Consider the following 19913-nt stretch of genomic DNA (forward strand, 5'->3'; position numbering starts at 1 on the left):
TTGGTCTCATCTGAGTGATTCACCAAAGGAGTGCCACATCATGGCAACCGTAAAAGTAGACAGCGCCAATTTTCAGAGCGAAGTGCTCGACTCCACCGTACCGGTTGTCGTTGATTTCTGGGCCGAATGGTGCGGACCATGCAAGATGATCGCTCCGAGCCTCGAGGAAATTTCCAACGAGATGGAAGGCAGCGTCAAGGTCGTCAAGCTCAACATCGATGAGAACCCGGAACTTGCTTCGCAGTTCGGCGTTCGCTCGATCCCGACCCTGGCCATGTTCAAGGGCGGTGCAGTGGCCGACATCAAGGTTGGCGCTTCGCCCAAAACAGCGCTTTCAAGCTGGATTTCGGGCGCCATCGCCTGAATTTAGTGCTTGAGACCAATGAAAAACCCGTCCGGGAAACCGGGCGGGTTTTTTCGTTGGTCAAGCAGAATGGAACCCGACGCGGATCAGACTGGCGGCGTGCCGTTGGTTTTCAGCACGGTCCCGAGGAGATAGAGCGACCCGCCGATCAGAATTCGCGGAGGCCGCTCGAGCCCCTTCCAGTTCTTGCAGATGGCAGCGATCGCTGTCTCGACATCTTCGGCCGATTCAGCGCTCAATCCGGCTTCGTCGGCAACGTCTGCAAGATATTCGGGATCCAGACCGGCATCGGAATCGGGCACCGGAACGGTGAACACATGCCGGGCCATGCCCTCAAAGGCTTCGAAATAGCCCACGGGATCCTTGGTATTGATCATGCCTGTGATCAGAAACAACGGCCGTGATTGGCGGTCGTTGAGATTTGCCATCGCCTCGGCGATAACCTGGCCCGCGCCGGGATTATGCCCGCCATCAATCCACAATTCGACACCGTCCATGGCGTTGTCGACGAGGCGGCCATGCAGCAGCCTTTCGAGCCGGCCCGGCCAGTAAACATTGAGCAGACCTTCTGAAATCGCCGCCTCGCTGAGCTTGAAGCCCGCCGCCTTCAGCGCCCTGATGGCGGCCGCAGCATTTGCCTGCTGGTGCCGCCCCGCGAGTTTAGGCAACGGCAGGTCGATCAGTTCGTCTTCGTCCTGGTAAGCCAGCCGCCCGTTCTCCTGAACGGCAAAAAAATCCTGGCCGTAGACGCTGAGCGGACATTTCAGCCGTTCAGCGATATCTGTCAGCACATCGCGGGCCGCATTTTCGGTCTGGGCGCCAATGACGACAGGCGAACCAGATTTGATGATGCCCGCCTTCTCGGCCGCGATCAGTTCCACGCGATCGCCGAGATAGGCCTGGTGATCAAGCGAGATCGACATGATCACCGCAACGGCCGGGTGGGCGATCACATTGGTCGCGTCAAACCGCCCGCCGAGCCCCACTTCGATCAGCGCTGCGTCGGCAGGATGTTCGGAAAACAGCAAAAACATCACTGCGGTCAGGATTTCAAAGACGGTGATCATCTCACCCTGGTTGGCATCTGCCACCCGCCGCACCGCATCGGCGAGCACTTCGTCAGCGACAAGCTGTCCGCCGCCATCCGCTCCAAGGCGAAAACGCTCATGCCAGTTGACCAGATGTGGCGAAGTGTGGACGTGCACCTTAAGGCCCTGCGCTTCCAGAATCGCCCGGCAGAATGCGCTTGTTGAGCCCTTGCCGTTTGTCCCGGCGATATGGATCACCGGCGGCAGCTTATCATGCGGATTTCCCAGCCGCTCGAGCAGCCGGGTGATCCGTGCGAGCGACAGGTCGAAACCCTTCGGATGCAGCGCCAGAAGCGCGTTGATTTCTCGTTCAGCAGCCGACACGACCGCTCCTCTCGCCGTTTCCGGCTTCTTGCTGGAAGCTTACTCGGCGGCTTCGGCAGGTACCGGCTCAACAGCCGGCGCGGGAAGCGCCACTGGTGCCGGGGCATCCATCTTGAGAAAGATCCTCAGCAACCGGGCGACGGTCGCAGGAATTTCATGGCGATGTACCACCATGTCGATCATGCCGTGGTCGAGCAGGTATTCCGACGTCTGGAACCCTTCCGGAAGCTTTTCACGGATCGTCTGTTCGATCACCCGTTTGCCGGCAAAGCAGATTTCCGCGCCCGGTTCGGCAAGATGCACGTCGCCAAGCATCGCATAGGATGCCGAGACGCCACCGGTGGTGGGGTTTGTCAGCACAACGATATAAGGCAGGCCGGCTTCCTTGAGCATTTCGACTGCGACGGTGGTGCGCGGCAATTGCATCAGAGAAAGGATGCCTTCCTGCATGCGTGCTCCACCGGAAGCCGGAAACATGACCAGCGGACAATTGCGCTCAATGGCCGCTTCAAAAGCCTGGATGATGGCTTCGCCTGCGGCGATGCCGAGCGATCCGCCCATGAAGGAAAAATCATGCACGCAAGCGACAATATTGACGCCCTGGACAGCACCGTGCGCGGCGACGATGGAGTCTTCGAGGCCGGTCTTGGTCCGGCTGTCGCGAAGCCGGTCGCTATACTTCTTGGAATCGCGGAATTTGAGCGGATCATGGGGCACTTTTGGTGATGGCAGCAGCTCGTACTTGCCCTCATCAAACATGTGCTTGAGCCGGGCTTCGGCCGTCATCTTCATGTGGTAGCCCGAAGCCGGAATCACGAAATGGTTTTCTTCCAGATCGTTGTGGAACACCATTTCCCCGGTTTCCGGGCATTTGATCCATAGATTCTCCGGCACCTCGCGGCGGCCGAGCATCGAATTGATCTTTGGCCTGACGTAGTTGGTAATCCAGTTCAACGCGTTATCTCCGGTTCGTCACCCAATGTGGGGGTGCTATTGCGTCGGTGCAAGGCGTGCGGCGCGAACGCCGGTGGCAAGACCACGTACCATGGTGGCAACGCTCTCGACGGTGTCCGATGTTGCCGCACCCTTGGCATCAAGCGTGTTTGCGATCTGGTTGACGATCGCGGTACCAACCACGACACCATCCGCCGACTGGCCGATGGCGCGTGCCTGTTCGGCGGTTTTCACCCCGAAGCCGACGCAGACCGGCAGGTTGGTATGGCTCTTGATCCGGTCGACAGCCTCATTGACCTTTGATGTGTCGGCAATGGCGGAGCCGGTGATGCCGTTCATCGACACATAATAGACAAAGCCGGATGTGTTGCTCAGAACCCGCGGCAGCCGCTTGTCATCCGTGGTCGGCGTTGCCAGCCGGATGAAGTTGATGCCGGCTTTCAAGGCCGGAAGGCACAATTCCTCGTCCATTTCAGGCGGCAGATCGACGACGATCAGCCCGTCGATCCCGGCTTCGATGGCATCCACCAGGAAACGGTCGACCCCATAGATATAGATCGGATTGTAATAGCCCATAAGCACGATCGGCGTCTCGTTGTCGGTCTTGCGGAAATCGCGCGCCAGATCGAGTGTCCTGACCAGCGTCTGGCCGCCTTTCAGCGCCCGCTGCCCGGCCATCTGGATTGCCGGACCGTCTGCCATCGGATCGGAAAACGGCATGCCGAGTTCGATCACGTCGGAGCCTGCGCCCGGCAGCGCCTGCATGATTTTCAGCGAAGTGTCGTAATCAGGGTCGCCGCCCATGAAATAGGTCACCAGCGCTGGCCGGCCCTCGGCTTTGAGTTTTTCAAAACGCGTGTCGATGCGAGTGGTCATGATCAGAGCTCCACGCCGAGTATCTTGCCGACAGTGAAGATGTCCTTGTCGCCGCGGCCGCACAGGTTCATCACGATGATCTGGTCCTTGCCCATTTTCGGCGCCCGCTTGATCACTTCGGCCAGCGCATGGCTGGGTTCCAGCGCCGGGATGATGCCTTCGAGACGTGTCAGCAGCTGGAAGGCTTCCAGTGCTTCAGTATCCATGATCGGCACATATTCGACCCGGTTGGATTCCTTGAGCCAGGAATGCTCAGGCCCGATGCCGGGGTAATCGAGGCCCGCCGAGATCGAATGGCCTTCCTTGATCTGGCCGTCGCTATCCTGCAGCAGGTAGGTGCGGTTGCCGTGCAGAACGCCTGGTGAACCGGCAGTCAGCGAGGCGCAATGCTCTTCGCCTTCCAGACCCTTGCCGCCGGCTTCAACGCCGACAATCTGCACATCCTTGTCGTCCAGGAAGGGATGGAAAAGGCCGATTGCGTTGGAGCCGCCGCCGACAGCTGCAATCAGCATGTCCGGCAAACGGCCTTCCATGGCCATGATCTGCTCGCGCGATTCCTGTCCGATCACCGACTGGAAGGTGCGGACCATTTCCGGATAAGGATGCGGGCCCGCAGCGGTGCCGATCAGGTAATAGGTGTCGTCGACATTGGTCACCCAGTCGCGCAGCGCCTCGTTCATCGCGTCTTTCAGCGTTCCGTGGCCGGATGTGACCGGGTGCACCTCGGCGCCCAGGAGCTTCATCCGGAACACATTCGGCGCTTGGCGCTGAACGTCGGTGGCGCCCATGTAGACTTCGCAGGGATAGCCGAACCGGGCAGCTACGGTTGCTGACGCCACGCCATGTTGTCCCGCGCCGGTTTCGGCGATGATCCGGGTCTTGCCCATGCGCTTGGCGAGCAGGATCTGGCCGACGCAATTGTTGATCTTGTGCGATCCGGTGTGGTTGAGCTCGTCACGCTTGAAGTAGATCTTCGCGCCGCCCAGGTGCTCGGTCAGCCGCTCGGCGAAGTACATCGGCGATGGCCGTCCGGTATAGTGCTTGTTGAGATGCTCAAGCTCGGCCTGGAAGGCAGGGTCTTTCTTGGCCCTTGTCCATTCTTCTTCCAGCTCCAGGATGAGCGGCATCAGCGTTTCGGCAACAAATCGACCGCCGAAAATACCGAACATGCCCTGCTCGTCAGGGCCGGTACGGAATGAATTTGGGGTACTTGTCTGGTTCAAATCATCTACTCCTGGGACCGTCCCTTGTCCGTTCTGGCGTTGTCCGCATCGTGTACCGCCTGGACAAAGTCATTCATCATGCCGAGGTGCTTGATACCGGGCGCGCTTTCAACGCCGGATGACACATCGACGCCGGGCGCCCGGCTGATATCAAGCGCCTCGCCGATATTGTCTTTCGTCAACCCACCGGAAAGCATGTAATTGGGAGCCCCGTCAAGCACGGCAAGGTACCGCCAGTCAAAACTGACGCCGTTGCCGCCTGGCAGATCTGAGCCCTTCGGTGGCTTGGCGTCAAACAGGAACCGGTCGGCAATGCCATTGTAGGGACCAATCCGCTCAAGATCAGAGGCCTCGCGAATGGCAAAGGCCTTCATGACTGGCAGTCCGAACCGCGCCTTGAGGTCCGCGGCGCGCCCCGGGCTTTCGCCGCCGTGCAATTGCAGCCAATCAGGTTTGACCCTGGCGACAATGTCTTCGAGACCTGCATCATCCATGTCAACGGTGACTGCGACGGTCACAAGTCCACGCGTCCGTGCCCGCTCGGCCAGAGTGGCAGCGGTCTCGATTGCGACGTGGCGGGGGCTCTTTGGAAAAAAGATGAACCCAGCCATATCGGCGTTGAGATCGGCCGCGCGATCCACCGCTTCAGGTGTGCTCAGGCCGCATATCTTGATCTGTGTCGTCATGGCGGCTGAAGTCGCACAAATCCGCTGAAGAGTCGAGATATGGATGCTTCGACAATCACGGCAGATCGGCTCGGATGGGAAGTTCTAGAACTTCACTGCGAACAATCGTGACCCGTTCTGCTTGAGCCAACGCTTGGCTTCAGTGGTGCGTGGACATAGCGCCTTGCAGGTGGCCCAGAAGTTGGGCCCGTGGTTCATTTCCTTCAGATGCGCCACTTCGTGGGCAGCGAGGTAGTCGATCACGAAATCGGGCGCCATGGCTATCCGCCAGGAGAATGACAGGTTTCCGTCTGATGTGCATGAGCCCCAGCGGCTTTTCGTGTCCTTGTAGGCGATCGCTCGCACCGGCTTGCCCAGAGTTGCCGCGTGCGTGCGCACCAGCTGCTCAAGCTGGCTCTTGGCCACCCGCTTGAGATGGTCGGAAACGCGACGGCCGACATGTTCGGGCAGTCCCGAAACCAGCAAGGTGCGCACGCCGCCAATTTCCGTCTCCTCGGCAATGCCACGAAGCTTGCCGGTCATCGCGATCCGGTGGTCGACGCCGCGAATGGTGATCTTGCCCTGATCGGATAGCGGTCCGGCGTCTTCCACCCGCGCCAGCCGGGTCATCAGCCAGCCATGGTGCCGGGTGAGAAATTCATCGATCTCGTGTTCAGGCAGTCCCCTGGGGATGGTCAGCTTCAGCGCCTGGCCGCCTGGTTCGATACGCAGCGTCATCCGGGTTGCCCGTGCGTTTTCGCGGATCGCCAGCGGCAGCTCGCGGCCATTGACCGTGACCGCGCTGGGTCGCGGTACGCTTTTTCTGCGGGAAGGACGGCCGATTCCAAACATGTTGATCATTTATCCGATTCGGCGGTCACACAAGTATTCAAAAATGTCTCCAAACGAAGCCGGCGATCAGACAGGGCAACAAAAAGGGCGGCGCTGAAAACGCCGCCCTTCCGGGAGATCACTTATGGTTCGGTTAGCCGTCGATTTCAGGTACCGAGCCGGATGGCCGGGCCTTGTTCTGGCTCGCCTGACGTGCGGCCATGAAACGGTCGAACTCTTCGCGGTCGCGTGCCATGCGCAGATCGCGCATATGCTGGTCGAATTCGCGGCGCATCTCGTCAAGCTTCTTGCGTTCTTCATCGAGCCGCGAGAGCTCGGTGTCGCGCCAGTCGTCAAAAGCAGCATTGCCGCTGCTGTGGTTGCTGCGCATCGAGTTACGGTTCTTGCGGAACGAGCCTGCGAAGTTGTCGGTGGCGCGGTTGACGTCAGCCTTGAAGCCGTCGAGCCGCTCGCCCCAGATAATGTAGGCAAGCATGGCAAGGCCCAGAGGCCAGAATACCATGAAGCCAAGGACCATCAGGGCGATGGTTGCAGGCGTCCAAGCGGGACGGATCAATGCGGTCTGTGTCATAGGTCAAAACCTCATCTGGTGAAGGGAAGCGGGGATCGTTCCCTTGTGAATTTGATGTGGTATGGACCGCGACCCTATTCAAGAAAATGGTCGTAGGAATCCGATATTTCCCTGTTTTAAAAGAGAAATTTCGAATGCCTAAAAAGCGATTGAAAGCGCGCTCAGTCGCTCCGGCCGCCCTTGATGACCTTTGGCTGGACCTTCTTGGCGGTGTTGCCACGAGCATGGGTGCGCATGAAATCCAGAATCCGCGGTGCGATCTCCGCGCGGAAACGTGACCCGTTGAAGACCCCGTAATGGCCGACTTTCGGCTGCACGTAATGATGTCGCATGTCATCGGGAATGTTGGGGCAGATGGTTTGCGCCGCTTCGGTCTGGCCGAGACCCGAGATATCGTCATTCTCGCCTTCAACCGTCAGCAGGGCGACATTGCGGATGGCCTTGGTGTTGACCTTGCGATCGCGATGCATCATTTCGCCCTTCGGCAGCGAATGCTTGATGAACCCGGTTTCAACTGTCTGCAGATAGAACTCGGAGGTCATGTCCATGACGGCGAGATATTCATCATAGAACTCGCGGTGGCGCTCGGCCGAATCACCGTCATCCTTGACCAGGTTTACGAAGAAATCCTTCTGCGCGATCATGTGACGGTCAAGGTTCATGGTCATGAAACCGGACAATTGCAGAAATCCCGGATACACAGAGCGGGTGAAGCCCGGCAGCGGAAACGGCACCTGCATGATGACGTTGTCTTCGAACCATTCGATCGGCTTGTTCTGCGCCAGTTCGTTGACCGCGGTCGGATTGATGCGGGTGTCGATCGGACCGCCCATCAGCGTCATCGAGGACGGCGCTAATGTGTCACCATTCTCTTCCATCACCGCGACGGCAGCGAGGACCGGCACCGACGGCTGACAAACGGCGAGTACATGCGTGTCGGGGCCAAGCGCGTGCAGCATCGAAATGACGTAGTCGATATAATCATCAAGGTCGAAACGACCCTCGCTGACCGGCACCATGCGCGCATCGGTCCAGTCTGTGATGTAGACCTCGGCCTTGGGCAGCAGCGTCTCGACGGTGCCGCGCAGCAAGGTCGCGTAGTGCCCGGACATCGGCGCAACAATCAGGATTTTCGGGTCCGGACGATGATTGGCCGGAAGGGTACGCTCGAAATGGATCAGATCACAGAAGGGTCGCGACCAGACAATCTTCTCATGCACGGACACCCGTCCAGTGTTCAGGGATGTCTCGGCAAGACCGAAGGCCGGCTTTCCGTAGCGGCGCGTGGTGCGCTCGAACAGCTCAAAGCCGGCTGCGACCGAGCGGCCAAGCTGTGTGTGAGAAAGTGGATTAACGGGGTTCCGGAAGGAAAGACGCATTGCATCCGCATAGGCGCGCATTGGTGCCATGGCAGCGTGGTTAAGTTCATACATCTGGTAGAACATTGATCAATTGCCTCTTGTTGCGGCAGTCACCCTGCCCTGTTTCCGCCATAATGCATGTCATTCCTTTACGGACCCTGACTTATTTTGCAGTGCGCAAACAGCACCCGAGATTATCACGGTTCTGTTGCATTGCAACAACAGCCCCCGGATTACAGGGGTTTCATCGGCTTTCGGGCAAGGTCGAGCACCGATTCAGGGGCTGCCAGATCGCCAGTGATGCTTGATCAATCCCGGGATTTGGCATTTCTGCCCGTGGTTTAGGCAGGGAGCTGCGGTAAACGGCAAGCTTGTCCATATGCATGTTGGAAAAGTGGTCGTAGAGTCCGGCGATGATCCGTTTTACGACCGGGATGCCATGCAACCGGCTGAGGAGGTAGGTCTTTGAAACCTTTCACGGGCAATTTCACCCAGCAGGAAGCGCTGGATGACACGGTGATTGCAGCTGCCACGGAGATCCTGAGGTCAGGCCGCCTGCATCGCTACAACAGCGGGCCGGGCGAACTCTCCAAAGCCTCCGAGCTGGAACAGGCCTATGCCGCCTATCAGGGCGCGCGATTTTGTCTGGCCTGTGCCTCTGGTGGATATGCCATGGCGATAGCCCTGCGCGCGGCAGGCCTCAGCCAGGGAGAACCGGTTCTCACCAATGGCTTCACGCTTGCCCCGGTTCCTGGCGCGGTTGCTGCAGCGGGCGGAAAACCGGTGCTCGTGGAAATCACCGACAACCTGGTGATCGATCTCGACGACCTCGAGCGCAAGGCGAAGACATCGGGCGCCCGTTTCCTGCTGTTGTCCAATATGCGCGGTCATCTGGCTGACATGGAGAGCCTTGTTGATATCGTCCGGCATCACAACCTCATCCTGATAGAGGACTGTGCGCACACGATGGGCGCGGCCTGGAACGGTGTGAAAAGCGGCAACTTCGGCTTGGCAGGATGTTTTTCAACCCAGACCTACAAGCATCTCAATTCCGGTGAAGGCGGTTTGCTGACCTCGAACGATCCGGAATTCATGGCCCGTGCCATCATTCTTTCAGGCTCCTACATGCTTTATGAGCGGCATGGAGCTGCCCCATCGGCGGATGTTTTCGAACGGATCCGGCTTGAAACGCCCAACATGTCGGGCCGCATGGATAATCTCCGCGCGTCAATCCTGCTGCCGCAGCTTGCGCGGCTCGAAGACAGCATCGAACGCTGGAATGAGCGCTATCGGGCCGTCGAGGAGGCGCTTGGCGGTGTAGTTGGTGTCGTGCTGCCGCAGCGTCCCGATGAAGAGCGCTATGTCGGCAGCTCCATCCAGTTCCGTCTGCCGGGAATTTCACCGGAGAAAGCAGAAGCCTTCGTGGCGGCCAACAAGGCTATGGGCGTTGAGCTCAAATGGTTCGGCGCTGCGGATCCGGTTGCATTCACCTCCAACCATCACAGCTGGCACTATGTCGACCCGCAGCCCCTAGTCGAGACAGACAGCATTCTCTCAGGCCTGTTCGACATGCGCTTGCCACTGACATTTTCCGTCGAGGACTGCCGCCACATCGGTTTGATCATCGCCCATTGTGCCGCGGATCTGGCTGCCGACGCTCGCGGCGAAGCCTGAGGCGGTCAGAGTATTTAAGTCAGAACGCTGCGCATTTTCTCGACGGCGACGTTGAATTCGGTCAGGAAACCGCGAAGTGTGTCGAGTGACAGCCGCACATTCGGCCCATGACATGCAATGGCTGCGAGAAACCGTCCGGCCTCGTCCATGACCGGGACGGCTATCGCCACCATACCCTCCATGAATTCCTCGTTATCGATGGCAAAACCGTCTCTGGAAACGCCCGCAAGTTCCTTCAGCAGGGCGTCCGGATCGGTGATTGTTCTGGGTGTTTTCCGCTCAAGTGCCAGACCATGTGTAAAGGTCCTGCGCTTTCGTGTGTCGAGACTGGCAAGGAATGTCTTGCCGCTGGCTGTGCAATGGAACGGCACGTTGGAACCGATCGGCAGCTGCACCCGGAACGCCCAACCGGTTTCAACCCGGTCGAGGTAGCTCATGCCGCTGTCCTCGGGAACCACGTAGTTGATCGTTTCGCCAGTCTTGAGCGCGAGGTCGACCAGTATCTGCCGGCGCAGGATATGATCGCGGGACGAATGCAGCAGTCCTGCACCAAGGACCCGTGCCCGCCGCGCTGCGCGCAGCCGTTTGCCGTTCGGCTCGTAAACCAGAAACCCCTCTTCTACCAATGTCGCGCAGAGCCGGTGGATGGTCTGCTTGGGAAGCCCGATGGACTGATTGATCTCGGTCGGCGTCATCGGTTGGTCAGCCGTGCCGATGACCTCAAGGATCAGCAAGGTACGCAAATTTGTGGCGATGCGGTCTTCCGAATTTGGCATGCTCAAACCAGTTTTGAATAATCAGTAATGCCAGTTGTGCCCACTCTTGCACCCAAGCCCGAGAAGTGAATACGATGAATAACGAGAAGTAAAGTCTCATTTTTTGTATATTGAGGTATTTTTAGTTGGAATTTGACTTTGTCATCGTCGGGGCAGGATCAGCAGGTTGCGTATTGGCCAACCGGCTTTCGGCTGATCCATCGGTCTCGGTGGCATTGATCGAGGCCGGCGGACGCGATGCGTCGCCATGGATTCATGTGCCGGTCGGTTACTTCAAGACCATCAAGGACCCGTCGCTCAACTGGATGTACCGGACCGAGGCCGACAAGGGCCTCAACGGAAGGCAGCTCAACTGGCCGCGCGGCAAGACACTTGGCGGTTCAAGCTCGATCAACGGCCTGCTTTATGTCCGTGGCCAGCCGCAGGATTATGATCGCTGGCGGCAGATGGGCAATGTGGGCTGGGGTTGGGATGACCTGCTGCCCCTGTTCAGGCGCAGCGAAACCTGGGAAGGCGATTCTGACGACCTGAGGGGAGGCAAGGGCGAATTGTCGGTCTCGCGGTCGCGGCAATCCTGGCAGGTTGTCGATGCCTGGGTCAAAGCAGCTCAATCGGCCGGGTTTGCCTTCAACCCCGATTACAATGGCGAGAGCCAGGAAGGCGTCGGCTATTTCCAGCTGACGGCCCGCAACGGTTTGCGCTGCAGTTCGGCCAAAGCCTTCCTCAAGCCCGCCCGGTCCAGGCCGAACCTCAAGGTTTTCACCCATGTTCTGGTCGAGACGATCGAACTTGATGGCAACAGGGCGGTTGCCGTCCGCGGCACCCGCCTCGGATCATCACTGCGGATTGCCGCACGGTCCGAAGTCATTCTCTCCGCCGGGGCAATCGGTTCGCCGCAGATCCTGCTGCTGTCAGGCATCGGCGAACCTTGTCATCTGGCCGATCATGGCATTTCGCTGAGACATGCGCTTCCGGGCGTTGGCCAGAACCTGCAGGACCATCTTCAGGCGCGCCCCGTCTTTCGCTGCAATGCGCCCACCATCAACACCCGCACCCGCGGTCTCTTCAACCAGGCCAGGATCGGGCTCGAATACATGGTCAGCAGATCCGGACCGTTGACGCTGGCAGCCAGCCTCGGAGCCGGTTTTCTGAAAACCCGGCCGGATCTCGATACGCCCGACATCCAGTTTCATATCCAGCCATTCAGCGCCAACAATCCGACCACCGATACCGATGATTTTGATGCGTTCACCGCGTCTGTGCTGCAGCTCAGGCCCGAAAGCACCGGCCAAATCAGGTTGCGCTCGGCCCGCCCCGAGGATCATCCGCTGATCCATCCCAATTACCTCGCAACGCCACTGGACCAGCAAACCATTGTTGAGGGCATCCGCATGGCGCGCCGCATCTGCCGGCATAAGCCGTTGGCTGACCTGATCACCGAAGAGCATGCACCGGGGAGATCGGTTCCCGACGAGGATTTTGATGGTTTGCTCAACTGGGCCCGAAACACCGCGACCACGATCTACCACCCGACCGGAACCTGCAAGATGGGCTCCGATCCGATGGCAGTCGTTGATGAACGGTTGCGCGTGCGCGGCATCGACGGCCTCAGGGTCGCAGACGCCTCGATTATGCCGGTCATTGTCTCGGGCAACACCAACGCCCCGGCGATCATGATCGGCGAAAAGGCCTCGGACATGATCCGGGAGGACATGCGCCCATGAGCACGATTGTCCGATCAAGCCCGAAGGAAGCGCGCTGATGCTGCAGCACCTCTTCGATTTCGGCGCAATTGTCCTGGCCGATCTGGTCCTGTCTGGCGACAACGCGCTGATCATCGGCATGGCGGCGGCCTCCTTGTCGCCAGAACAGCGCAAGCGCGCCATTCTGTTCGGCATCATCGTGGCTGCCGTGCTTCGCATCCTTTTCGCGCTGGTCGCCACCAAGATGCTCGGCGTGCCGGGGCTGCTCTTTCTTGGGGCGCTGCTGCTGTTTTGGGTCTGCTGGCGCCTGTACGGCGAAATCCGCGACAATATCGACCGAGAAGCGGCCAGCGCGCTTGATACAGCCGATCATGGCAACGAAGGCTACACCGGACCACCCCGGAAGACACTCTTCCAGGCCTTGATATCGATCACGGTCGCCGATCTGTCGATGTCGATCGACAATGTGCTGGCCGTTGCCGCAATCGCCGATGGCAACACCGAGATGCTGGTGTTCGGTCTGGGTCTTGCCATCCTGCTGATGGCCTTCGCGGCAACGCTGATCATGAAACTGCTGACCCGGGTCCCCGCCATTTCCTGGCTCGGGCTCGCGGTGCTGATCTATGTCGCAGGCGACATGTTCTATCGGGGAATTGTAGATCCCGAGACCGGGCTCATGGCCATTATCGGGAGTAGTTTCTGACGAGCGGGCTCATCCGCTCACGCATTTTCACATGCTGTTCGGGAAGCCTTCGCCGAACACGTCCGTCTGGCGTTTAACGGAAGGCAAGACATGAAACGGGAGGAGAACCCCATGTCGAGACTAACCAAGCTTACCAAGGGAGTTGCAGCTGTCGCACTGTTGGCGGCAACGTCGGTGTTCGGCGTGTCAGCCGATGCAGCGACGAAAATCCGTGTCCAGTCGGTCATCCCCAATACGGCTGACGAAGTGGTCATGCTTCAGGATTTCGCCGAGGACGTTAAAGCGCTGACCGATGGCCAGGTCGAGTTCGAAATCCTGCCTGCCGGCGCAGTTGTCGGCGTTCAGGAAATTCTCGATGCGGTCGATGCCGGCCTGATTGATGGCGGCTTCGCCTGGACCCACTACTGGTCGGGCAAGCACCCCGCCGCGATGCTGTTCGGATCGCCCGTTGCCGGCGCCGGTATCGGCATCGACAACATCGCCTTCATGTCCTGGTACCTCAATGCCGGCGGCAAGGAACTCTATGACGAGCTCTGGGTCGAGATGGGCGTCAATGTGAAGGGCTTCATGCTGCAGCCGGTCGGTCCGGAAGCACTCGGCTGGTTCAAGGAGCCGATCGAGACCATGGCCGACTTCCGGAAGTACCGCTTCCGCACGCCTCCGGGCATTCCGGGCCAGACCTACAAGGACATCGGCGTGGCCTCGGTTGCCATGGGTGGCGGCGACATCCTGCCGGCGCTGGAAAAGGGCACCATCGACGCGGCCGAATGGTGCTGTCCAAAGCCTGACTCTGTGTTCGGCTTCCAGAAGGTGCTCAAGCACTACTATCTGCAGGGCCTGCACCAGGTGGTCGTCAACGCCGACCTCTATATCAATGGCGATGTCTACAAGTCGCTGACCCCGCTGCAGCAGAAGGCCATCGAAGTGGCCGCCAATGCCTCTCTGATGAAGGCCATGGCCTACCGCATCAATGAAAACGGCAAGGCGCTCGACAAGCTGATCAACGAGGATGGCGTCATCCTGCATGATACGCCTGCCGAGTATTTCACCGAATACATGGCCGCCGCCAACGCTGCGCTAGAGAAGAATGCGTCTGAAAATGCCTTCTTCAAGAAAGTCTGGGACAGCCAGAAGGCCTTTGCCAAGACCGCGGTTCCCTATTGGGCTCAGGCCCAGCGCACCAACGCCAATCTCGGCGAGGCCTACGCCGAGACCCTCAAAAAACAATAACCATCAGGAGCTGACGATCCGTCCCGTTTTACACGGGGCGGATCAATGGATCCCTTCGGGGGGGACGGAAATTTCGCGAGGAGGGCGTCATGGCCGGGACTGAAAAAGACGATATGATTCCGATCGGCGATGAGCTTCTCGCCGAACGCCGTGGCGGGCCGGGCACGCGGATGCCCGATGACATGCACCTGGCGGCGCGCAGCCTCATCCACGGCATCGACACGATGTCCGAGTGGGTCGGGCGTACTGTGGCGCTTCTGGTGGTGCCGATCATATTCGCCATGGTTTATGAGGTGATCGCGCGAAAATTCTTCGTCGCGCCAACGCTATGGGCCTTCGATATCTCACGCATGCTCTACGGCATCTCGTTCATGCTCGGCGCGGCCTATGCACTGATGCACGGCCTGCATATCCGGGCTGATTTTCTCTATCGGAATTTCGCGGTCAAAACCCAGGGCCGTATTGACCTCATTCTCTATATTGTCCTGTTCATGCCGGCGATGATCTTCCTGCTCAAGGCAGGCTACGATTTCGCCCTGAAATCGGTCATTCAGGGGGAACGCGCCGGTGACAGCACCTGGGCGCCGGTGGTCTGGCCGGTCAAGGTCTCGCTTGCGGTCGGCGTGGCGCTGCTTCTGATCCAGGGTATCTCCGAAATCCTCAAATCCTGGTACGCGGCGACCCGTGGAAGGTGGCCGTCATGAGCTTTTTCGAGATTGCGCCCGAGATTATCGGGTTCTTCATGATCGGGGCGATGCTGTTCGCCATTTTCATCGGGTTTCCAATTTCCTTCACGCTGATCTTTCTGGGCATCGTCTTTGGTGCCTGGGGGTTTGGCCTGAAGCTCACAATTTTCCTCATGACCCTGCAATTCTATGGCTCGATGATGGAGCAGACGCTGGCTGCCGTGCCGCTGTTTGTCTTCATGGGCTTCATGATGGAGCAGGCAGGCCTGATGGAGCGTTTGTTCAAGGCGGTGCAATTGATGCTTGCCCGGATGACCGGCTCGCTGTTTGTCGCGGTGTTGTTTGTCTCGGTCATTTTCGGTGCTGCCACTGGTATTGTCGGGGCATCGGTGACGATCCTCGGCATCATGGCAGCCAAGACCATGAGCGAATCCGGCTATGACGTGCGGCTGGCCGCCGGAACCATCACTGCCGGCGGGACGCTCGGCATTCTCATTCCCCCGTCGATCATGCTTGTGGTCATGGGTCCGGTGCTCGAAGTTCCGGTCACCGATCTCTTTGCCGCTGCGATCCTGCCCGGCGTGATGATGGCGGTTCTGTATCTGGTCTATGCGTTGGGCCGCTGCTGGCTCAATCCCAATCTCGGGCCCCGGTTGCGCGAGGATCAGATTCCCGCAGACCGCAGCGACGTCTGGCGCGAGTTCATTCTCGGGCTGGTTCCGCCGACCATTCTGATTGCCTTTGCCATGGGCTCCATCCTGTTTGGATGGGCCACACCCACGGAGGGAGCTGGCATGGGCGCGCTCGGCTCGGTGTTGCTGACCATCGGATATCGCAAGTTCACCTGGAAGCGCACCTACGACGCGCTGCTCAAGACACTCGAGATCTCGGTTCTGATCCTGTTCCTGGTGGCCGCCTCGAACTTCTTCGGCGCTGTCTTCTCCAGGCTTGGAACGCCGGCACTGATCACCGACTGGCTGCTGGCGCTCGACCTGTCGCCAAACCTGATTATCCTGATGATCCTGGCGATGGTGTTTGTTCTGGGGTGGCCTCTCGAATGGGTGCCGATCGTTCTGATCATCCTGCCGATCATGCAGCCGGTTCTGGTCGAAATGAACGTCAACATGACCTGGTTCGCCATTCTTGTCGCAGTCTGTCTGCAAACGGCCTGGCTCAGTCCGCCGGTGGCGTTGTCGGCCTACTTCCTCAAGGGAGTGGCTCCGGACTGGGATCTCAAAGACATCTATTACGGGATGATGCAGTTCATGACCGTGCAGATATTCGGTCTTGCTCTGGTGTTCCTCTTCCCCTGGTTGGCTCTGTGGTTGCCGGTCTATCTTTATGGCAATTGACCTGCCGCCACCGGACAGATGCGACCAAACTGATCTGGCGTTGTGAAGCCGTCAAACTGGCACTAGAGCCGTTCGGGCCAGTTGTGGTTTCTAACCCTTAACAAGGAGAATTTTGCCATGCCTAAAATGACCACCGAAGAAGCCTTCGTCAAAGTGCTTCAGATGCATGGAATCGAGCATGCTTTCGGCATCATCGGTTCGGCCATGATGCCGGTGTCGGATCTTTTTCCGAAAGCCGGGATCACCTTCTGGGACTGCGCCCATGAAACCAACGCCGGCCTGATGTGCGACGGCTATATCCGCACAACCGGCAAGATGGCGATGGCCATCGCTCAGAACGGACCTGGCGTCACCGGCTTCGTCACGCCGGTCAAGACAGCCTACTGGAACCACACTCCGATGCTGCTGATCACGCCGCAGGCGGCCAACAAAACCATCGGTCAGGGTGGTTTTCAGGAAATGGAGCAGATGCGGCTTTTCGCTGATTGCGTCTGCTACCAGGAGGAAGTGCGTGACGCGTCACGCATTCCCGAAGTGCTCAATCGCGTGATCATGAAGGCCTGGCGCGGCTCGGCCCCGGCGCAGATGAACATTCCGCGCGACATGTGGACCCAGGTTATCGACGTCGAACTGCCACAAATGGTTCGCTTTGAGCGCCCAACCGGCGGCGAGGAAGCCATCGCCAAGGCTGCCGACCTGCTCTCGAAGGCTAGCTTCCCCGTCATTCTGTCGGGTGCAGGCGTGGTCCTGTCCGGCGCCATTCCGGACCTGGCCAAGCTTGCCGAGCGCCTCGATGCGCCGGTCTGCTCCAATTACCAGCACAATGACAGCTTCCCCGGATCGCATCCCCTGGCCGTTGGCCCGCTCGGTTACAACGGCTCAAAGGCGGCGATGGAACTGATTGCCAAGGCCGACGTCGTGTTGGCTCTCGGCACCCGCCTCAACCCGTTCTCGACTCTGCCCGGCTACGGCATCGATTACTGGCCGAAGGACGCCGATGTCATTCAGGTCGACATCAACGCAGACCGCATCGGCCTGACCAAGAAGGTCACGGTCGGCATCGAGGGTGACGCAACCAAGGTGGCCCGCGCCATCCTGGCGCAGCTCGCAGACACCGCCGGCGACGCTGGCCGCGAGGACCGCCGCAATCTGGTCTCGCTGACCAAATCCCGCTGGGCGCAGGAACTCTCCTCGCTTGATCATGAAGACGACGATCCGGGCACGGTCTGGAACGAGGAATCGCGCAAGCGCGATGCCGATCTGATGTCGCCGCGCCAGGCTTGGCGCGCCATCCAGTCAGCCCTGCCCAAGGATGCGATTATCTCGTCCGACATCGGCAACAACTGCGCCATCGGCAACGCCTACCCGACGTTCGAGCAGGGCCGCAAATATCTCGCACCCGGCCTGTTTGGCCCCTGCGGATACGGGTTCCCGTCGATTCTTGGCGCCAAAATCGGCCAGCCGGACGTTCCGGTGGTTGGTTTTGCCGGTGATGGCGCCTTCGGTATTTCGATGAACGAAATGACCGCCTGCGGCCGTGAGCACTGGCCGGCGATCACCATGGTGATCTTCCGCAACTACCAGTGGGGTGCTGAAAAGCGCAACACAACGCTCTGGTACGACGACAACTTCGTCGGCACCGAGCTCGACCGCGATACCTCCTATGCCAAGATCGCAGAAGCCTGTGGCGCAAGGGGTGTGGTGGTCAAGGACCAGCAGGGTCTCACCGAAGCTCTTGCCGATGCCGTCGAGCGGCAGATGAAGAACGGCGAGACCACCTTCATCGAGGTGCTGCTCAACCAGGAACTGGGCGAGCCATTCCGTCGCGATGCGATGAAAAAGCCCGTTGTTGTTGCCGGGATCAGCCGCGAAGACATGCGCCCGCAGCAGGGCGCTGCCTGACCGAACTTACCTGAACAGATTGAAAACGAAGCCTCGCATTTTGCGGGGCTTTTTCATGTCTGTCTGTATGTCGGGATAGACCGCAGATACCAAGACCCGCGCTAGCGCTTAGCCGTAGTTCCGCAGCGTTTCGGCAATGATGTCGATTCCGGCTGAAATCTTGGCGCTTTCGATCGATGAATAGGCGATCCGGTAATTCCGAAGGCCATCCTCCGGCCTTTCGAAAAACACATGGCCTGGCTCGATGAGAACCCCGCGCCCTTTGAGTTCCCGGGCAAGGTCGCGCGCATCGATGCCTTCGGGGGTCATCATCCAGAAGCTCGATCCGCCCGAGACATTCAGCCCTACGGAATGCAGGCCGCACCGTGCTATGGCTTCCTGCATGATATCGCGCCGCTTGCGGAAGACCTGCCCCATGCGGCCCACCAGCGCATCATAATGCCCAAGCGAGAGAAAGTTCGCCGCTGTTCGCTGCAGATGCCCGGGCGGATGGCGCAGGATTGCCGCGCGCAGCGCTCTTGCTTCCCGGATGAAGACTTCGGAGCCGACGACATAGCCAAGCCGCAGGCCCGGGAACAGGGATTTGGAGAACGAGCCGATATAAATCACGCGGCCTTCCTCATCCAGCGACTTGAGCGCTGGTTCAGGCGGGTTGTGAAACGAGATCTCGAACTCGTAATCGTCTTCGACAATCAGAAAATCATGTTTCGAAGCCATCTCCAGCAGCTTGTGTCGTCTCTCGAGCGGCATCGTCACATTGGTCGGGCAATGATGGCTGGGGGTGGTGAACACCACGTCGGTATCAGTTGGCAATGCATCAAGCTGCATGCCGTTGTCATCCACCGGGATAGAGGCCACGGTGCAGCGCGCCAGATTGAGCGCCACGCGAAGGCCCGGATAACCGGGGTTTTCCATCGCGGCAGTTCGGCGCTGGTTGAGCAGCACCTGGGCGCAGAGCCACAGCGCGTTCTGGGCGCCCATGGTGATCAGGATCTGCTCTGGCTTGGCGTGGATGCCCCGCCGCGGCAACGTGTTGAGCGCGATGTACTTGACCAGTTCCGGGTCATCGCGCTCATAGCTGTCGGCGGTGACGGTCGAGAATTCCCGCTTGCCCAGCGCCTGCAGCGCGCATTGGCGCCAGTTGCTGTGATCGAAGATCTTGTCGTCAGCCTGCCCGTAAATGAACGGATAGGGATAGCTTCTCCAGTCGACAGGCTTCTCCGGCATCACCTGACCGGAAAAGCGTTGCCCGATGGCCCTGTTCCAGTCGACCGAATCGGTAACAACGCCGCGCGGCGCGTCGAACCGCGTACGCTGTGGCGCAGTCGGCGAGACGTAGTAGCCGGAGCGCCCCTTGGCGATGAGATAGTCGTCTGACACCAGTTCGCTGTAGGCAAGTGTCACGGTGATCCGGCTGATCCCGAGATGGGTCGCCAGTTTGCGACTGGAGGGAAGTTTTGCGCCCGGGATGAAGCGTCCGGACAACACGCCCTCGCTGATCATCCTCTGGATCTTTTGTTGCAGAGTTCCCTCGAATTTCGGATCGAGAAAAAACGTGTCTATCGGAATCGACATACGATCGCCCAGCCGGTTTTTGCCAGCATATCGA

The 19913-nt window shown here is 59.3% G+C and carries 18 protein-coding genes; 8 read left to right on the top strand and 10 right to left on the bottom strand.

Going from position 1 to position 19913, the window contains the following annotated elements; genetic code table 11:
• The first annotated feature begins 40 nt into the window (after positions 1–40).
• Positions 41–364: a thioredoxin gene (gene trxA / locus WNZ14_RS03945; RefSeq protein ID WP_342867294.1), complete on the top strand. Its 324-nt coding sequence runs from the start codon at positions 41–43 to the stop codon at positions 362–364.
• Between the two features lie 86 nt (positions 365–450).
• On the opposite strand, the gene WNZ14_RS03950 is transcribed toward trxA, so the two are convergent.
• The 8 genes from WNZ14_RS03950 to phaZ all read right to left on the bottom strand — a co-directional run bounded on the left by WNZ14_RS03950 (position 451) and on the right by phaZ (position 8362).
• The gene (locus WNZ14_RS03950) at positions 451–1776 is read right to left on the bottom strand and encodes a folylpolyglutamate synthase/dihydrofolate synthase family protein (RefSeq protein WP_342867295.1); all 1326 of its coding nucleotides are present in this window, start codon (positions 1774–1776) and stop codon (positions 451–453) included.
• A 39-nt stretch (positions 1777–1815) separates the two neighbouring features.
• Positions 1816–2730 carry an acetyl-CoA carboxylase, carboxyltransferase subunit beta gene (accD, locus tag WNZ14_RS03955; RefSeq protein WP_342867296.1) on the bottom strand — a complete coding sequence of 305 codons (915 nt, stop codon included), beginning with the start codon at positions 2728–2730 and terminating at the stop codon, positions 1816–1818.
• A gap of 36 nt (positions 2731–2766) precedes the next feature.
• Positions 2767–3606: a tryptophan synthase subunit alpha gene (trpA, locus tag WNZ14_RS03960; RefSeq protein ID WP_342867297.1), complete on the bottom strand. Its 840-nt coding sequence runs from the start codon at positions 3604–3606 to the stop codon at positions 2767–2769.
• A 2-nt stretch (positions 3607–3608) separates the two neighbouring features.
• Positions 3609–4829: a tryptophan synthase subunit beta gene (trpB, locus tag WNZ14_RS03965; protein WP_342867298.1), complete on the bottom strand. Its 1221-nt coding sequence runs from the start codon at positions 4827–4829 to the stop codon at positions 3609–3611.
• A gap of 5 nt (positions 4830–4834) precedes the next feature.
• Positions 4835–5515, bottom strand: coding sequence for a phosphoribosylanthranilate isomerase (locus tag WNZ14_RS03970; RefSeq protein WP_342867299.1), 681 nt, complete (start codon positions 5513–5515; stop codon positions 4835–4837).
• Positions 5516–5599: 84 nt separating this feature from the next.
• Entirely contained in the window at positions 5600–6346 is a 747-nt protein-coding gene (locus WNZ14_RS03975; protein WP_342867300.1) for a M48 family metallopeptidase, read from the bottom strand.
• Positions 6347–6479: 133 nt separating this feature from the next.
• Positions 6480–6917: a DUF2852 domain-containing protein gene (locus WNZ14_RS03980; protein WP_342867301.1), complete on the bottom strand. Its 438-nt coding sequence runs from the start codon at positions 6915–6917 to the stop codon at positions 6480–6482.
• A 161-nt stretch (positions 6918–7078) separates the two neighbouring features.
• On the bottom strand, positions 7079–8362 hold the full coding sequence (gene phaZ / locus WNZ14_RS03985; RefSeq protein WP_342867302.1) for a polyhydroxyalkanoate depolymerase: 1284 nt from the start codon (positions 8360–8362) through the stop codon (positions 7079–7081).
• A gap of 381 nt (positions 8363–8743) precedes the next feature.
• Here phaZ and WNZ14_RS03990 point away from each other — a divergent pair, with 381 nt between their 5' ends.
• The gene (locus WNZ14_RS03990; protein WP_342867303.1) at positions 8744–9952 is read left to right on the top strand and encodes an aminotransferase class I/II-fold pyridoxal phosphate-dependent enzyme; all 1209 of its coding nucleotides are present in this window, start codon (positions 8744–8746) and stop codon (positions 9950–9952) included.
• 14 nt (positions 9953–9966) lie between these two features.
• Here the strand turns inward: WNZ14_RS03990 and WNZ14_RS03995 are convergent, their stop codons facing one another.
• Positions 9967–10728, bottom strand: coding sequence for an IclR family transcriptional regulator (locus tag WNZ14_RS03995; protein ID WP_342867304.1), 762 nt, complete (start codon positions 10726–10728; stop codon positions 9967–9969).
• 125 nt (positions 10729–10853) lie between these two features.
• On the opposite strand from WNZ14_RS03995, the gene WNZ14_RS04000 reads away from it, so the two are divergent.
• The 6 genes from WNZ14_RS04000 to xsc all read left to right on the top strand — a co-directional run bounded on the left by WNZ14_RS04000 (position 10854) and on the right by xsc (position 18304).
• Positions 10854–12452 (top strand): GMC family oxidoreductase N-terminal domain-containing protein, encoded by a 1599-nt coding sequence (locus tag WNZ14_RS04000; RefSeq protein ID WP_342867305.1) that lies wholly within the window; start codon positions 10854–10856, stop codon positions 12450–12452.
• 37 nt (positions 12453–12489) lie between these two features.
• Complete coding sequence (locus WNZ14_RS04005) at positions 12490–13134, top strand: YjbE family putative metal transport protein (RefSeq protein ID WP_342867306.1); 645 nt, start codon at positions 12490–12492, stop codon at positions 13132–13134.
• Positions 13135–13245: 111 nt separating this feature from the next.
• Positions 13246–14364: a TRAP transporter substrate-binding protein gene (locus WNZ14_RS04010; RefSeq protein WP_342867307.1), complete on the top strand. Its 1119-nt coding sequence runs from the start codon at positions 13246–13248 to the stop codon at positions 14362–14364.
• Positions 14365–14453: 89 nt separating this feature from the next.
• Positions 14454–15068, top strand: coding sequence for a TRAP transporter small permease subunit (locus tag WNZ14_RS04015; protein ID WP_342867308.1), 615 nt, complete (start codon positions 14454–14456; stop codon positions 15066–15068).
• Positions 15065–16402: a TRAP transporter large permease subunit gene (locus WNZ14_RS04020; RefSeq protein ID WP_342867309.1), complete on the top strand. Its 1338-nt coding sequence runs from the start codon at positions 15065–15067 to the stop codon at positions 16400–16402. Before WNZ14_RS04015 ends, WNZ14_RS04020 begins: the two co-directional genes overlap by 4 nt.
• Positions 16403–16519: 117 nt before the next feature.
• Positions 16520–18304 (top strand): sulfoacetaldehyde acetyltransferase, encoded by a 1785-nt coding sequence (xsc, locus tag WNZ14_RS04025; protein WP_342867310.1) that lies wholly within the window; start codon positions 16520–16522, stop codon positions 18302–18304.
• 108 nt (positions 18305–18412) lie between these two features.
• Here xsc and WNZ14_RS04030 read toward each other — a convergent pair whose 3' ends face one another.
• On the bottom strand, positions 18413–19879 hold the full coding sequence (locus WNZ14_RS04030) for a PLP-dependent aminotransferase family protein (RefSeq protein ID WP_342867311.1): 1467 nt from the start codon (positions 19877–19879) through the stop codon (positions 18413–18415).
• Positions 19880–19913 lie beyond the last annotated feature (34 nt).

The organism is Hoeflea sp. AS60, from assembly GCF_038900115.1.
Classification (GTDB): Bacteria; Pseudomonadota; Alphaproteobacteria; order Rhizobiales; family Rhizobiaceae; genus Hoeflea.

Coding starts and splice junctions, on each gene's coding strand:
- WNZ14_RS03995 (WP_342867304.1), bottom strand. CDS start 10,728: ATGCCAAATTCGGAAGACCGCATCGCCACAAATTTGCGTACCTTGCTG.
- WNZ14_RS04005 (WP_342867306.1), top strand. CDS start 12,490: ATGCTGCAGCACCTCTTCGATTTCGGCGCAATTGTCCTGGCCGATCTG.
- xsc (WP_342867310.1), top strand. CDS start 16,520: ATGCCTAAAATGACCACCGAAGAAGCCTTCGTCAAAGTGCTTCAGATG.
- WNZ14_RS03970 (WP_342867299.1), bottom strand. CDS start 5,515: ATGACGACACAGATCAAGATATGCGGCCTGAGCACACCTGAAGCGGTG.
- trxA (WP_342867294.1), top strand. CDS start 41: ATGGCAACCGTAAAAGTAGACAGCGCCAATTTTCAGAGCGAAGTGCTC.
- WNZ14_RS04015 (WP_342867308.1), top strand. CDS start 14,454: ATGGCCGGGACTGAAAAAGACGATATGATTCCGATCGGCGATGAGCTT.
- WNZ14_RS04030 (WP_342867311.1), bottom strand. CDS start 19,879: ATGTCGATTCCGATAGACACGTTTTTTCTCGATCCGAAATTCGAGGGA.
- WNZ14_RS04020 (WP_342867309.1), top strand. CDS start 15,065: ATGAGCTTTTTCGAGATTGCGCCCGAGATTATCGGGTTCTTCATGATC.
- WNZ14_RS03975 (WP_342867300.1), bottom strand. CDS start 6,346: ATGTTTGGAATCGGCCGTCCTTCCCGCAGAAAAAGCGTACCGCGACCC.
- WNZ14_RS03980 (WP_342867301.1), bottom strand. CDS start 6,917: ATGACACAGACCGCATTGATCCGTCCCGCTTGGACGCCTGCAACCATC.
- WNZ14_RS04010 (WP_342867307.1), top strand. CDS start 13,246: ATGTCGAGACTAACCAAGCTTACCAAGGGAGTTGCAGCTGTCGCACTG.
- trpA (WP_342867297.1), bottom strand. CDS start 3,606: ATGACCACTCGCATCGACACGCGTTTTGAAAAACTCAAAGCCGAGGGC.
- phaZ (WP_342867302.1), bottom strand. CDS start 8,362: ATGTTCTACCAGATGTATGAACTTAACCACGCTGCCATGGCACCAATG.